11 protein-coding genes are annotated in these 14,845 nt (G+C 51.8%); 5 read left to right on the top strand and 6 right to left on the bottom strand.

The window, feature by feature from the left end:
* Window positions 1-12 precede the first annotated feature (12 nt).
* From ACOQPM_RS08790 to ACOQPM_RS08780, 3 genes are all read right to left on the bottom strand, one after another.
* Window positions 13-1,077, bottom strand: a complete 1,065-nt coding sequence (locus tag ACOQPM_RS08790; protein ID WP_420628881.1) for a hypothetical protein — start codon at window positions 1,075-1,077, stop codon at window positions 13-15.
* 2 nt (window positions 1,078-1,079) lie between these two features.
* Window positions 1,080-1,634, bottom strand: a complete 555-nt coding sequence (locus ACOQPM_RS08785) for an anti-sigma factor family protein (protein ID WP_420628880.1) — start codon at window positions 1,632-1,634, stop codon at window positions 1,080-1,082.
* Between the two features lie 98 nt (window positions 1,635-1,732).
* Complete coding sequence (locus ACOQPM_RS08780) at window positions 1,733-2,317, bottom strand: RNA polymerase sigma factor (RefSeq protein WP_420628879.1); 585 nt, start codon at window positions 2,315-2,317, stop codon at window positions 1,733-1,735.
* Window positions 2,318-2,920: 603 nt separating this feature from the next.
* Here ACOQPM_RS08780 and thrS (ACOQPM_RS08775) point away from each other — a divergent pair.
* Both thrS (ACOQPM_RS08775) and thrS (ACOQPM_RS08770) read left to right on the top strand, forming a co-directional pair.
* A complete protein-coding gene (gene thrS, locus ACOQPM_RS08775) occupies window positions 2,921-4,750 on the top strand; it encodes a threonine--tRNA ligase (RefSeq protein ID WP_420628878.1) in 1,830 nt (609 codons plus the stop codon).
* A 138-nt stretch (window positions 4,751-4,888) separates the two neighbouring features.
* Window positions 4,889-6,676 (top strand): threonine--tRNA ligase, encoded by a 1,788-nt coding sequence (thrS, locus tag ACOQPM_RS08770; protein ID WP_420628877.1) that lies wholly within the window; start codon window positions 4,889-4,891, stop codon window positions 6,674-6,676.
* 43 nt (window positions 6,677-6,719) lie between these two features.
* Here the strand turns inward: thrS (ACOQPM_RS08770) and ACOQPM_RS08765 are convergent, their stop codons facing one another.
* The 3 genes from ACOQPM_RS08765 to ACOQPM_RS08755 form a co-directional block, all read right to left on the bottom strand.
* A complete protein-coding gene (locus tag ACOQPM_RS08765; protein WP_420628876.1) occupies window positions 6,720-7,736 on the bottom strand; it encodes an ABC transporter ATP-binding protein in 1,017 nt (338 codons plus the stop codon).
* Window positions 7,737-7,813: 77 nt separating this feature from the next.
* Window positions 7,814-9,052, bottom strand: a complete 1,239-nt coding sequence (icd, locus tag ACOQPM_RS08760) for an isocitrate dehydrogenase (NADP(+)) (protein WP_420628875.1) — start codon at window positions 9,050-9,052, stop codon at window positions 7,814-7,816.
* A gap of 202 nt (window positions 9,053-9,254) precedes the next feature.
* Entirely contained in the window at window positions 9,255-10,844 is a 1,590-nt protein-coding gene (locus tag ACOQPM_RS08755) for a hypothetical protein (RefSeq protein WP_420628874.1), read from the bottom strand.
* A 242-nt stretch (window positions 10,845-11,086) separates the two neighbouring features.
* Between ACOQPM_RS08755 and ACOQPM_RS08750 the strand changes: the two genes are divergently transcribed.
* The 3 genes from ACOQPM_RS08750 (at window position 11,087) to ACOQPM_RS08740 (ending at window position 14,840) form a co-directional block, all read left to right on the top strand.
* Window positions 11,087-12,208: a hypothetical protein gene (locus ACOQPM_RS08750; RefSeq protein ID WP_420628873.1), complete on the top strand. Its 1,122-nt coding sequence runs from the start codon at window positions 11,087-11,089 to the stop codon at window positions 12,206-12,208.
* Window positions 12,209-12,393: 185 nt separating this feature from the next.
* A complete protein-coding gene (locus ACOQPM_RS08745; RefSeq protein WP_420628872.1) occupies window positions 12,394-14,136 on the top strand; it encodes a hypothetical protein in 1,743 nt (580 codons plus the stop codon).
* 194 nt (window positions 14,137-14,330) lie between these two features.
* On the top strand, window positions 14,331-14,840 hold the full coding sequence (locus ACOQPM_RS08740; RefSeq protein WP_420628871.1) for a bifunctional nuclease family protein: 510 nt from the start codon (window positions 14,331-14,333) through the stop codon (window positions 14,838-14,840).
* The last annotated feature ends 5 nt before the right edge of the window (window positions 14,841-14,845 follow it).

Genomic DNA, 14,845 nt, shown 5'->3' with positions numbered 1-14,845 from the left:
GGTTCTTAAAATTTAGTCGGTATTCTCGTCATCGTCTGGAAGGGTTTCCAGAACGGCCGTAATCTTATCCTGATTCAGTGGTGCAGGTGCGGCCACCAGCGGGTACTCGCGCGTGCCAAACTTCGTCAGCGCCGTCGCGCCCAATCCCAGGAACACAATCGCCCACCAGATCAGGCTCTCGCCAATCACAAACGGAATCGCGCCCAAAAAGCCAATGGCAAACGTAATTGCCGCCGTTCCTAGCGCAGTTGTCATCGCCTGGCTGCGGGATTTCATCTTCAGTCGCTGTCCTAAAAACTCACCGACAATATTGCCGACCGTGAACCAACCCAGAAAGCCAGCCGCCACCATTGCCAGAATCATTACCCCAATCAGCGGATAGCCCAGCAGGCCTAAACCGCACAGCAAAATGAGGGGAATGGAGATTAGCGCCAGCGTGACCGCCACAAACGGCATTGAAAAGGTCGTTAGCAGCCCAATTGCACCGCTGGCAACGGGGCGCTGTCGCAACGTGTTTTCAATACGCTGCATTGGCCGGGGCATCACAGAAGCGGCGGCAAAAGCCAGCAAGCCAAACAGAACGGCGCGAGCCATAGCTGCGGCCGTGCCACCCAAAAACCGCTCTAAGAAGGAAGGTGCTTCGTACTCTGGTGGTATCTCAGGATTTATCTCTAACTCACCCAAAAAATTTACTAATTCTTGGGGTAACTCTACATTCAGGTTGGTGCAGCTCACGCTGCCGTCGCCTGCTGTCGCGCCGTTGAAGAGAACGCAGTCGCCGTTGAGAACGGCCATATCGCTCACCTTTAGATTCCCATTGAAGAGAACGACACTGCCGTTTACCGTTCCGGCAATCTCTGCATCGCCATTAAAGAGAATGATATCCCCATTAACGCGGCTACCATCTTTTAGTTCAAAATCTTCATCGAATAACACAACATCGCCATAAACGACGTTATCATCATTTACTTCTCGTTGAGCCGACGGCGCAGCCAAAGCGACGCTTGTGGGCACAACCAGAAGCAGCAGAAGCGTAAAAACCCATAAAAGTCGGCGTTTAGTTTTTACTTGTTGCATGTTTAACTGTTACCTCGTACTGAAACGGCCGTTGGCTGGCTCACTAGCTGGCGGTAAACACCGTTCCAGACAAACACCATCCCGGCCAAAACCAGCAGCCAACCCACAATAGCAGGCTGCTGCACAATCAACTCACCCAGCCCCTTGAACAAAGCGCTAGAAACCACCCCAGCCAATCGCACCGCTTGCGACCACACTTGCTGAACAGAGTCAACAAAAGCAGGTTCACTAATAACGGGGACAACCGTATTGGCAGCCCAAACCACCAGCACGATTGGCAAAATGCCACTGAGTAGTAACAGCACATAAATAATGCTGATGGCCCACAGGCGAGCCCGTCGGTTGGGCAGCATCGCTACCGTCCGCTGCGTAAAACCGGCAGCCGGACTCAGCATCGGGGCTTGCCGGAACAAGGTGTCAATGGCCAAAATCGCGTGCCACTCCTGGCGGCAGGCAGGACACGCCCGCAGGTGAGATTCCAGCTCAGTTTGTGCCTCAGCTGCAAGCTCACCATCGAGCGCGTCCATCATCAACGTGTGAATTCTTTCGTGTTCCATAATTTGCTCCATCAATCTTGTTTCAAATATTGAGTATGCAGTGACTTCTACCTGCATCACCAGCCGAAACAACTTGCTGGTATCTATTTCCAATACAATTAAGAGGCCAACGCCCCATCACTTTCTAATTGCATTCCAGCAGCTATTCCAATTTCGGCTAGCTGCTTGCGTGCGCGGAACAAGCGAGACTTAATCGCGCTAACGGTTGTATCCATCATTTCTGCAATTTCGTCATAAGATAGCTCATGCCAATAACGTAAAACAACAGCCTCTCTATATTCCGGAGCCAGTTCTGCTAACAAGCTTTGCACCATTGTCTCGCGTTCGCTCTGAACGAGCTGCGGCTCTGGCCCTGAGGATTTTTCTGACATCAAAGCTGGATGTGGCGGCAGCGGTTCATCAATATTCAACAAAACAGCCCGCCGCTTTCGCAACAGATCAATGCAGTAGTTAGACGTGATGGAAAGCAGCCAAGTGCTAAATTTATGATTTGGATTGTAGCTATCTAACCGGGTATAGGCGCGAATAAACGCTTCTTGTGCAGCTTCTTCTGCTTCGCCTGGGTTACTCAGCATGCGATAAGCCAGGTTGTAGACGGGCCGCTGGTATGCTTCTATTATTTTGCCAAAGGCGGCCTTGTCGCCGCGCCGCGCCTGATCCAACCAGACCTGTTCTTCGTTCACCGCTTTTTTCTCCTGACGCTTGTCAGTACGCAGTATAGCAGGAAAAGTTTCCTTTGACGCTGGTTGGTTAGCGGTTAGTAAACTACTGTTTTTTAGTGCCATGCTTGACAATGCTGAACCCTCTTTTATAATCGAATATGCTGCAATTCAATACGCAATACGTTGATTGGGACGAGTAGTTGCAAAATTTGTGCAAGAGAGTGATGGTTAGGTGATTTTTCGAGAGACTTTTGAAGTTTTGTCCCAGATTGCACAATTTCCAGTAAGAGAAACTTCAAAAGTCTGATTCGGTGAAAAGTTATCTAGCTGAGAGCCATCATCACAACAAGGCGACGAAAACCCCCCATGAGTGGTTTTCTGAACAGTAGGGCAAACTTTATTGTTTGCCTATTTAGGGGCAGACTTTTGGGTCTGCCCCCCACCTTCTCATTAAGAAAATCCGGGTGGCTCTGTTAACGGCCGTTATGAGGGTTATCAGTAAACGGTAATCAGTTAAACCGATTACGGAATACCGATCACTGATTACCAAATTTGGGTGGAACCGCGACGCCATCGCCCCAAACAGGGTGGTGGCGTTTTTATTTTTAATAGTTTGGAGGAATCATGTCACAGGAGAACGGCGTTCCGTACGTCGAATCAGAACTTTACAAAATCCGGCATTCGGCCGCGCATGTGCTGGCCGAGTCCGTGCTGGAATTTTATCCAGAGGCCAAGCTGGCTATTGGGCCGCCCATTGAAGATGGTTACTACTATGATTTCGATCTGGGCAAAGATGAGAATGACAAACCGATTACCTTTTCACCGGAAGATCTGGAAAAAATAGAAGCCAGGATGAAGCAGTTGCTCAAAAAGAACGCCAAGTTCGAGAAATCTACGATGACAATTGAGGAGGCCAAGCAGTTTTTTGCCAACCAGCCCTACAAGCTGGAACTGATCGCAGAGCTGGCGGCAGGCAAGGTGGATGAAAATGGCGAGCCACTCAGCGAGCCTGTAAGTGAGGTGGGCATCTACACCCAGCGCAACTTTGTCGATCTGTGCCGCGGACCACACGTGGCCTTTACCAAGAAAGTTAAGGCCAATGCGGTGAAGCTGTTGCGTACTGGTGGGGCATACTGGCGTGGTGATGAAAAACGGCCGCAACTCCAACGCATCTACGGTACGGCCTGGCACAACCGGGTTGAGCTGGAAGAGCACCTCGAGCTGCTTGAAGAAGCCAAAGCCCGCGATCATCGGCGGTTGGGAAAGCAGTTGGGGCTGTTCCACATTTCGCAACTGGTTGGCTCTGGCCTGCCGCTGTGGCTGCCCAAAGGTGCCATCCTACGCGAAAATTTAGAGAGTTTTTTGCGCCAGGCGCAGCTAGAGCGTGGTTACTTGCCCGTCATTACGCCCCACATCGGCAAGCTGGATTTGTATATCAAAAGCGGCCATTATCCGTACTACAAAGAGAGCCAATACACGCCGATTGATGTAGATGATGAGAAGTTCATGCTGAAACCAATGAACTGCCCGCATCACATTGAAATCTACAAGAGTGAGCCGCACAGCTATCGGGATTTGCCACTGCGCCTAGCGGAGTTTGGCACGGTGTACCGCTACGAGCAGAGCGGTGAGCTAAACGGGCTGACGCGGGTGCGCGGCTTTACGGTGGATGATTCGCATCTGTTTGTAACGCCGGAGCAGCTAGAAGAGGAGTTCATTGGTGTGGTGGATTTGATTCAGCATGTGTTTAACACGATGGGCTTTTTAGATTTTCGGGCGCGGCTGGGCATAAATGATGCCGACAGCGAAAAATATGCCGGAACGCCAGAGATGTGGCAGCAAGGCGTTGCCGCCATCCGGCAAGCGGCCGATAAAGTCGGAATGCGCTACACGGTGGAAGAGGGCGAAGCGGCTTTTTATGGACCCAAGTTGGATTTCATCTCCCGGGATGTGCTGAAGCGGGAGTGGCAGCTTGGTACGGTGCAGGTGGACTTTTTGCTGCCGGAGCGGTTCGATTTGGAATACATGGGTGAAGATGGTCAAAAACATCGGCCTGTGATGATTCATCGTGCCCCGTTTGGCAGCATGGAACGCTTTGTGGGCATCTTAATTGAGCATTTCAACGGAGCCTTCCCGCTGTGGCTGGCGCCGGTTCAGGTGGTGATGGTGCCAATTACGGATCGCCATGTGCCGTATGCCAACCAGGTGGCGGCGGATCTGCGGTCAGCCGGGATGCGGGTAGAGGTGGATGCGAGCAACGGCCGTATGAATGCCAAAATCCGCAACGCCCAGCTGCAAAAGGTGCCGTACATGCTGGTGGTTGGCGACAAAGAAGAGGAGGCCAACGCCGTGGCCGTACGCACGCGCGACAACGAAGATCGCGGCGCGATTCCGGTGGCTGAATTTATCACTCAGGCGACCACCTTGGTCACTAGCAAGGGGATGGTGTTATGAGCGGCCGTTATTGGTAATCGGTAAGCAGTTATCAGTGAGGCCGCTCGTGAGAGCGGTCTTTTTTGTTTTTGTGGCGAGTGGTTAGTGGCTAGTTTTGTACCAGCCACTAACCACCAACCACTACCGGAGGTAAATCTCATGTCTGAAAATTATGAACAGTCCCATTTGTACAAGCTGCGGCATACGGCCGCACACGTTTTGGCTCAAGCGGTGCTGGAACTGTACCCACAGGCCAAGCTGGGTATCGGCCCGCCGATTGCTGATGGGTTTTATTATGATTTTGATTTGGGGATTGGGGAGAACGGCCGTTCCCAAACGTTCCACCCCGACGACCTGCCCAAATTAGAGAAGCGGATGCGCCAAATCATCGCCGAGAAACATCCCCTGGTTTACGAGGAAGTTTCTGTTGATGAGGTGCGCCAGCGGCTGGCCGACCAGCCGTACAAGCTGGAACTGATTAATGAGCTGGCTGAAAAAGGGGAGCAAATCAGCCTGTACCAGCACGACAGTTTTGTGGATTTGTGTCGTGGGCCGCATGTGGCCCACACGGGCAAAATCCCTGCCGCCGGGCTGAAGTTGATGAGTATTGCTGGGGCTTATTGGCGTGGGGATGAGAAACGGCCGCAGCTACAGCGCATCTACGGCACGGCCTGGCCCAACAAAAAAGAGCTCAAAAATCATCTAGCCATGCTGGAAGAAGCCAAAAAGCGCGATCATCGCAAATTGGGGCGTGAGCTAGAAATCTTCATTTTGGATGAGGATGTTGGCTCAGGGCTGCCGCTGTGGCTGCCCAACGGCAACATTTTGCGCGAAGAGTCTGTAAAGCTAGCCAATGAGATGGAAGATAAGGCGGGCTATGTTCGTGTGGCCACGCCGCACATCGCCAAAGAATCACTTTACCTGCAAAGCGGCCATCTGCCCTATTATGCAGATGAGATGTATCCTGTGATGGAGCGGGACGGCAGCCGCTACTACCTCAAGCCGATGAACTGCCCCTTCCACCACAAAATCTACGCCAGCAAGCCACGCAGCTACCGCGATCTGCCCCTGCGGTTAAGCGAATACGGCATGGTGTACCGGTACGAGCAGAGCGGCACGCTGATGGGCCTGCTGCGGGTGCGTAGCATCGAACAAAATGATGCCCATATTTACTGCGCCGAAAGCCAGCTCGAAGAAGAATTTATGGGCGTAATCAATTTGTATCGGAGCTACTTTGAGCTATTTGGCATAGAAAAGTACGTGATGCGTCTGAGCAAGCACAGTCCAGAAAAACTAGGCGTGAAATATGTGGACAATGGCTCGATGTGGCTCAAAGCAGAGCGCATCATCCGCGAAACGATGTTGAAGCATGATGTCCCTTTTGTGGAGGCAGAAGACGAAGCCGCTTTTTATGGCCCCAAAATTGATGTGCAGATTTGGAGCGCCATCGGGCGGGAGTTCTCGTTGGCAACGAACCAGCTTGATTTTGGCGTACCGCCCCGCTTTGATCTCACGTTTACGAACGCGCAGGGTGAACTGGAGACGCCGTGGTGCATTCATCGTGCGCCTTTAGGTGCCCATGAGCGGTTCATCGGCTTTTTGATTGAGCATTATGCAGGCAACTTTCCGGTCTGGCTGGCACCAGAGCAGGTGCGGGTGATTCCCATCACGGATGGGCAAAATGAGTATGCCCAGCAGGTGGCGGGGCAGCTAAAGGCCAGTGGCGTGCGTGCCCAGGCGATGCTGGAAAGTGACCGAATGCAGGCTAAAATTCGGGCGGCGCAGCAGATGAAGGTGCCGTACATGCTGGTTGTGGGTGAACGGGAAGCGGCCGCAGGCACAGTATCGCTGCGTAAGCGGGATGGCTCACGGCAAAATGGATTGGCACTGGCGGCGTTTGAGGCGTTGGTAGCAGAGAAAATTGCGCGTCGAGATGCTGTTTTGTAGGATACGGCCGTTGTTCACACATTCAGCTTTGGCTCAAAAACGATTAGACAGGGTTCAAAAAGCCTTCGGCGTGGTGGCAGGCAACCATGTGTTCTTGTTTTGGGTTGCCCAACGGCCGTAAAATAGGCTCCTCTTGGCGGCAAATATCCGTAGCATACATACAGCGTGGATGAAAGCGGCAGCCAGCGGGGGTAGGGGTATCCTCATCCAAAACGATGTGCGGCCGTTTTTTGGCTGTGTCAGCGTCTGGTAGGGGAACAGTAGCAAGGAGGGTTTGCGTGTATGGATGAAGCGGCTGGTTTAGCAACGCATCACACTCGCCTATCTCTGCAATTTTGCCCGAATACATAATTGCCACGCGATCACAGATGTCGCGCACGGCCCATAATTCTTGGGCGATAAACAGATAGGTCAAGTCTAGTTCCTGCTTGAGATCAGCCAGTAAATTGACAATTTGAGCTTGAATAGAGGCATCCAGAGCCGAAATTGGGTCATCGGCGACAACAAACGACGGGTTTGTAGCCAGAGCGCGGGCAATGCCAATGCGCTGACGCTGCCCGCCAGAAAATTCGTGTGGGTACCGATTAACAAAATATGGATTAAGTCCAACCAGCGAGAGAAGTGCTTCCACGCGCTCTTTTTGGCTTGGGGCATCGCCAATATTGTGGATGACCAGAGGCTCACTGATGATGTTGCCAACCGTCATGCGGGGGTCTAGTGAAGAATATGGGTCTTGGAAGAATAGCTGCATGTGGCGGCGAACGCGGCGTAGCTGTTCTCGGTTCAATTTTGTTAAAGATTCACCCTCAAAAAATACGGAGCCTTCTGTTGGCCGATGAAGCTGCAAAATCGTCTTACCAGCAGATGATTTGCCGCAGCCACTTTCCCCAACCAGTCCCAAAGTTTCGCCTTTGTAAATTTTAAAAGAAATGCCATCCACAGCCCGAACTGTACCGACCTGTCTTTTTAGGATGCCTTGCCGGATGGGGAAATGTTTTTTCAGGTTGTTGACTTCAATGAGGGGGAGGGGATGGGAACGGCCGTTTTCTGAGTCTGTCATGGTTAATGAACGTCTTATCAACGCCAACGAGCCTTGAGGTAGAGGCGTCACATTGCAACGCCTCTACCGGTAGTAATTTACATATTGTCTACAATGGCCTGGGCAAACTCAGAGCATTTCAGCTTGGTGGCCCCATCAATTTGGCGGTGCAAATCGTAGGTAACAGTCTTGTCCTGAATCGTCTTGGTCATTGCATTCACGATCAGCTCGCCAGCTTCTGTCCAGCCCATGTACTCTAGCATCATCACGCCACTGAGGATGAGGCTGCCGGGATTCACCTGGTCTTTGCCCGCATACTTGGGTGCCGTACCGTGCGTTGCCTCAAACAGAGCCACGCCATCGCCAATATTGCCGCCAGGAGCCATACCCAAACCGCCCACTTGGGCCGCAGCGGCGTCGCTCATGTAGTCGCCATTCAGGTTGAGGGTAGCGATCACGTCATAATCTTTGGTGCGGGTAAGCAACTGTTGCAGCATGTTGTCGGCAATCACATCTTTGATGACGATTTCTTTACCCGTATTGGGGTTTTTCATGATGTGCCACGGGCCACCTTCCCACGGTTCAGCGCCGAACTCTTCACGCGCCAGCTCATAGCCCCAGTCACGGAAGGCACCTTCCGTGAACTTCATAATATTGCCCTTGTGTACCAGGCTCACGGAGCTGCGGTCATGGTCAATGGCGTACTGCATGGCTTGGCGCACCAGTCGCTTGGTGCCAAATTCGCTCACTGGCTTAATGCCAATGGCGGAGGCTTCTCGCACATTCTTGCCCATTTCATCCCGCAGGAAGGCGATGACCTTGTTGGCTTCGTCAGAATTGGCTACAAATTCCACACCAGAGTAGACATCCTCGGTGTTTTCGCGGAAGAGTACGATGTCCATGAGCTCTGGGTGGGCCATGGGGCTGGGCGTGCCGGGAATGTAGCGGACGGGGCGGACGCAGGCATACAGATCAAGTACCTGACGCAAGGTCACATTCAGGCTGCGGAAGCCGCCGCCGACGGGGGTGGTGAGGGGGCCTTTGATGCCCACAACAAATTCGCGCATGGCGGCGAAGGTTTCTTCTGGCATGTAGTTGCCATCATAGAGGCCGGCTGCTTTTTCGCCGGAGTAGATTTCCATCCAGGCAATTTTGCGTTTGCCGCCATATGCTTTTTCTACGGCCGAATTCCATACGTGCAGTGAGGCGGGGGTAATGTCTACGCCAATGCCATCACCTTCGATGTAGGCGACGATGGGATTGTCGGGGACGTTTAGCTGACCGTTGGCGTAGGTGATTTTTTCGCCATTTGACACTTTTATATTGAGATAGCTCATGGTTTGGTTCTCCTGTGTAATTTAAGAATTGTGAAGGATGAGTTATGGAAACTTGTGATTTGCAGGCGCGGTGGGCAAGGTGGCCGATGAAGTCTCCCTGATTGTGTGTCAGGAGCTTGATTATACGCGATTGGGGAGAATGGAAAAGTGAGAAACGGCCGTATCCCGAAAAAAGCTGGCAGGATACGGCCGTCTGCAAAACTTACAATTGTTGCTGCCCAACAACAAGAGGTGCTGGATTTGCCGGTACTGGAGCCAGCGGCGGTGCTGTTGGTGACGTTGCGGTTATACGAGGCGTTCTTGTTGGCTCAATGGGGTCGGCAACCGTAATGGGGACTTCAACATCTTCAATTTTAACAGTTGTCACCCGACACCACATATCGGTGTGAATGGTATGCTTTTGGGCACGCACCTTTGTACCCATTGGCTGGCCAAAAACATCAATTTGTGGCGGCTCGCGGAATAAGCCAACTAAGTTAAGCCCCCCTTCTTCGTTTCGGTTTACCGACATCCATTGAATGCGAAAAAAGTGGTCACCCGATATTTCCAGAGCTTGCCGCGCTTCCCAGGTAACCAATCGTGTCATGTTGGCTACGCTGTAAAAAACCGGCGGTGGTAAATTGGCATTTACAGCCACCGCAAATGTTTTCATGGCTGGCATCATGATCATCAGGGCAAAGAGCAAGGAAAACCCCATGATAAGACCCCACATAGCCAGGTAGCGTACGCTGCCCATAACTTCTTCTGTGAAGCGCAGGCTTTCGCTTTTTCGGGTGCTTTCTAAGGCAGCAATTTGGTCGTCCACATTATTTTCTAGCCGCTCCATACCCTCTATACCAAATACAGAAATATCTTCAGCGGCGGTTACGGCCGTATCCTCAATATCCTGAGAGAGCTCCTCAATTTCTCGTTCAAGGCGTTCGTTATCGTCGGTTGGCAGGTCGCCCAAAGCGTCTTGCAGCTCCACACCAAACGCATTAACTTGCTCAACAGATTGATTCACTTGCTCGTCAAAATCTGTGTTCATCCCTTCGGCCGTAATTTCAACCGTTTCCTCAGGTGTGGTCTCTAAAATTTCTACAATTGTTTGGATAGCCACCGGCCCGGCGACGAAGATGAGAATCGGCAGAATAACTGAAGCGATCAGCAAGAAAAGCGTGTAACGACCCCACAATACTGTTTCTAGGCGGCGCGAGTTAGGTAAAACTTTGGCAATGTGCAGGTCTTCTCGGTAAGCGTCCCATTGCGAGATAATATTGTTGATGAGAAGCACCGTCACCACAATTGTAGAAATAGCTAAAACATTTGCCTCGGTTTGAGAGATTTCCAGAAGGTCAGGCAGAGCCAGTGCTAAAAGGGCAAACAAGATGGCAATGAAAACGGCCGTAAACGCACTCGGAAATTGATACCGCCAAAGACGGAAAAAAGACCAAAACGATTTATCGCCCGTCTGCTGTTTTAACGTGAGCCAATTCCGGTTATCGGCACCACAGCGGGGGCAATTTACAGGAACAGGCTGAAAGGCAAACGGTCTTGGGTTGTTGATTGGCGGCTGGGTCGTTTGAGGCCTTTGCTTTGGCAATGGTACCACTGGGCGTTGCTGTCTTGCACCTTGATACTGTAAATTAACAGAATTGGCACTATTTGCATGCACGCCCCATAAGCTATCACCATCGCGGAAATCGGCGCGTCTGCCCCGATGACCTTCGGTAACGGTAAACTTTTCTTTGCAGCTTACGCAGGTGATATGGCGGGTTGTGAAAACATCAGGGTATGGAGGAAGGTTTAGCACGGCACACCTCTTTGCTAAAAAAATACAGCGGCAAAATTTCTTTACGACATACTTGAAAATACAAACCATTATGCGACCAATGGCAACCTAAGCATAGCATACAAAAAGTAACAGGCGATGACAAGGTCACAAAGAGAGATCGTATCGTATTTGAAGGAAAAAAGCAGAGCTGCACGTTCATAAAAAGCATATCATGCACTCCAATTGCATTATGGTTCACCGTTGGATAAAGGAGCAAACCAATGACAACTTTTAGCCCAGAACAGATGGCACAGGCAACGGCCGTACTCAACAGCGTCCGTGATGATTGGCTGGCGCGTGAAGGCGTAACGGCCGTTGATCTTGGCTTCAAATGGTCGCAAGGGTTGATGACGGGTAAGCTCTCTATTCGCGTGCATGTGTCTCAAAAACGACCAGAGGCAGAACTAACCGAAACCGAACTGTTCCCAGAACAGCTCGAAGGCATTCCGGTGGATGTCATTCAAGCGGAATATGGCCTTCAATTGCTGCCCGGCGGCTCTCAGCTAGAAGCTGCTCCCGAAGCCCGCAAAGCACGCTACGATCCTATTCCGCTCGGCGTCAGTGCCGGGAATCCGCGCATTACCGCCGGTACCCTGGGTGCCAAAGTGTACGATGCTGCCACGCTGGCACCGATGGCTTTAAGCAACTGGCACGTTTTTGCTGGGTCGCCCGCTGCGGCTGTAGGTGAACCCATTTGGCAACCTGGGGCGCTGGATGGGGGCAACAGTGGCGACACGTTTGCCACCCTTAGCCGCTTTGAGCTGGGGCCTTATGATGCGGCCGTTGCCCAACTCACCAATTCCCGCGATTTAGTCGCCGAGACGGTGGATAAGGATGCTGCTGAGGATGTGACGACCCCCATTTTAGGGATGCTAGTTTGGAAGAGCGGCCGTACCACAGAGCGTACCCAGGGCTTCATTGATGGCATTAAAATGACCACAGCAATTAACTATGGTGCGGCCGGTGTTCGAGCCATTCAGGATGTGGTGCGGATTGTGCCCCGTTCTGGCGCAGGCAATGTGGAAATTAGCATGGGCGGAGATTCTGGCTCTGTTTGGGTAGATGAAGGTAGCGGCAAGGCGATTGGGCTGCATTTTGCTGGTGAAGTTGGCAACGCCCCGGAACATGCGCTGGCGTGTGAACTGCAACCCGTGCTGAGCCGCCTGAATGTATTGATGCCCGCGCAACGGCCGTCTGATCCCCCAAATCCAACCCCCACGCCAGACCCGATTGAGCCACCGCCACCCCCCGACGATGATACATTCCCACCACCGCCGCGGCCAAACCTGTTTCAGCGACTGTGGCACAGCCTTCGCAGCTTTTGGCGCAATCTATTCGGGTAGTTCAGACTTTTGAAGTTTTTCTCTCTGAAACTTGCTGCATTTTGGCAGAAAACTTCAAAAGTCTCCACAGTGAGTTTCTTAATAATTTCTGAGCATAGGCCACATTGGGCAACGGCCGTTCCTACCACTCGTTAAAATTAGGGGCGGAAAAATCAAAACGTTCTTTAGTGCATGATGGGTTTGTAATGGCAAAGAAGATTGTTAGTTTAATTGGATTGTTACTTTTTTTGCTGCTGGGTGGCTGTGCTGGGAGTGGCACGCCCTCGCCAGAAGCATTGCCGCCAACGGCCGTTCCCAACACCATTACACCAGCTTTGGAAACGGCCGTTCCCACCATAGACATCCCCCCCACCAATACAGCCCCACCGCCTGCACCCACAGAAACGGCCGTCCCGCCAGAGCCAGACCTTTCAATCGAAGCCGATAACATTTTTCTGTACCCCGTGCCGGAACTGTACGCTGGTGATCGCGTCACCTTCCAAATATTGGCGCATGTGCCAAGCACTGTTGATCCACGTTCCGTCACCGTGCATGTGCTGGTGAATTATCAGGATGTTGCTGAAGGAACGCTAAATGCTCGGAACCTGGCCGGGGATGCGGTTGGATTATTCGAGTGGGCCTGGGACACGACAGACGAAGCCGGCGACCAGCTTGTCCATATCATTCTGGATCGATACGATGAAATTACTGAGGGGGATGAAAACCGAGACAACAACGAAGTGGTACTCACTGTCCCGGTGCTCGATCCACAAAACCTGCCCCCAAATGAACGAGGAGCTACCTGGGTCACGGCAGAGACCAGTTGCTGCAATGTCCACGTCGTTAGCGGCACGGCCGCTTACCGGGATTTGCCCGAAATATTGGTGACGGTAGAAACGGCCGTTGCCCAAGCCGCCACCCGTTTAGAAGAACTGTCCAACCGCAAAATTGACGTTTACCTCATTGATCGCGTGATTGGGCAGGGTGGGTATGCAGGCAACGCCATGGTTGTTTCCTACCTGGATCGGCATTATGCTAGCCGAGGCTTTGAGCAAATTCTGATTCATGAAGCCATCCACATTCTCGACCGCCAATTTGCCCCTGAGCGCATTCCGTTTTTGGCCGAAGGCATGGCTGTTTGGGGGTCAGGTGGCCATTACAAACAGGAAAATATCCATCAACGCGCAGCGGCGCTGGTGGCATTGAACCAATACATTCCCCTAGCACAGCTTATAGACGATTTTTACCCTGTGCAGCACGAAATCGGCTATTTAGAAGCCGCTGGATTTGTAGCCTACCTGGTGGATACCTACAGCTACCCGCAATTCAAATCATTTTACGCAGACGTCACCGCCCAAGACGCAAACACCCTGTCGCAAGCAGTTGATCTCAATTTACAACAATATTATGGTCTCACCCTGGCCCAAGCAGAGGCAGATTGGCTCGCCTTTTTAGTCAGCTTGCCAGAAGATCAAGCTCAGCTAACCGACCTGCAAACCACATTACGCTACTTTAACGTGATGCGCCGCTACCAGCGCTTTTATGACCCTACCGCTTATTTCCTCACCGCTTGGTTACCGTACCCCGGCGCGCTGCAAACTGAAGGCAATCCGGCCGATCTCACACGCCATCCTCAAGCGGAGGTAAATGTGACGTTAGAGGTGATGCTGCAAGCTGCCGACGTAGCTTTGCGTGCCGGGGATTACAATAAAGCCAACGTGCTGTTAGACAGCATCACCCGCGTGCTAGACAATGACGGCATATTTATTGATCCGTTGGCAGCTAGCTACCTAAATCTGGTGCAGCAGCTAACGGAACAAGGATACGAGGTGCAGGCAGTCAGCCTGGATGGGGATCGGGCAGAGGTGCAGGTGACTGGCTGGGGAACGGCCGTACTCACCCCACTCACCCTTACCTTGTCTGGCCAAAACTGGATACTTTCCAACTAAAAAACACAGAACTTACGCAATTTGATGCCGGGCCTGACAGGTCTGAGCAACTCCTAAAATAGTGGCATTTTTGCCAACGGCCGCATGGATAAATTTTCACTTTATGCTACAATGCCATACAGTTGAGCAGTAGGTAAAAGGCACCTGTCACCCACCAATAAAACGCCGACATGTGCCCCCAAATGAGGAAAAATATGATCGAAGTTATCGTAGACAGCATCCGCATTAGCCTTGTTTCACAACATCGCATTGTGGTGCTGAAAGAAACTGATAGCGAACGCCAACTACCCATTTGGATTGGCCCATACGAAGCTGATGCCATCACCATTGAACTACAAGATGTAGAAATGGCGCGCCCTGTCACCCATGATTTGCTGAAAAATGTTATCTCTGAAATGGGCGGCAAGGTGTCACACGTATTGATCAAAGCCCTTAACGAAGGTGTTTTCTACGCTAGCCTCTTTGTTGATGTAAACGGTGAAATGAAAGAGATTGACAGCCGCTCTTCTGATGCAATTGCCCTAGCGGTGCGCGTGAAAGTTCCCGTCTTTGTAAACCAGGACGTGATGGATGAAGTTGGCGTATTGCCAGAGCCAGACATCTTGCAAGAAGACGCCAAAGAGGGCGAAGGTGAAGACCCCGAAACGTTAGACATCTTTACCGACTTTGTAGATACGCTTGATTTTGAAGATTTCGATGAATAGCATCG

This window comes from Candidatus Leptofilum sp., from assembly GCF_965223525.1.
Classification (GTDB): domain Bacteria; phylum Chloroflexota; class Anaerolineae; order Promineifilales; family Promineifilaceae; genus Leptofilum.
This window is presented reverse-complemented; position numbering and strand designations above follow the sequence as displayed.

Bases quoted from the DNA above. Each gene is read 5' to 3' on its own strand.
- thrS (WP_420628878.1), top strand. From the start codon at position 2,921: ATGTCACAGGAGAACGGCGTTCCGTACGTCGAATCAGAACTTTACAAA.
- ACOQPM_RS08765 (WP_420628876.1), bottom strand. From the start codon at position 7,736: ATGACAGACTCAGAAAACGGCCGTTCCCATCCCCTCCCCCTCATTGAA.
- ACOQPM_RS08785 (WP_420628880.1), bottom strand. From the start codon at position 1,634: ATGGAACACGAAAGAATTCACACGTTGATGATGGACGCGCTCGATGGT.
- ACOQPM_RS08790 (WP_420628881.1), bottom strand. From the start codon at position 1,077: ATGCAACAAGTAAAAACTAAACGCCGACTTTTATGGGTTTTTACGCTT.
- thrS (WP_420628877.1), top strand. From the start codon at position 4,889: ATGTCTGAAAATTATGAACAGTCCCATTTGTACAAGCTGCGGCATACG.
- ACOQPM_RS08750 (WP_420628873.1), top strand. From the start codon at position 11,087: ATGACAACTTTTAGCCCAGAACAGATGGCACAGGCAACGGCCGTACTC.
- ACOQPM_RS08740 (WP_420628871.1), top strand. From the start codon at position 14,331: ATGATCGAAGTTATCGTAGACAGCATCCGCATTAGCCTTGTTTCACAA.
- icd (WP_420628875.1), bottom strand. From the start codon at position 9,052: ATGAGCTATCTCAATATAAAAGTGTCAAATGGCGAAAAAATCACCTAC.
- ACOQPM_RS08745 (WP_420628872.1), top strand. From the start codon at position 12,394: ATGGCAAAGAAGATTGTTAGTTTAATTGGATTGTTACTTTTTTTGCTG.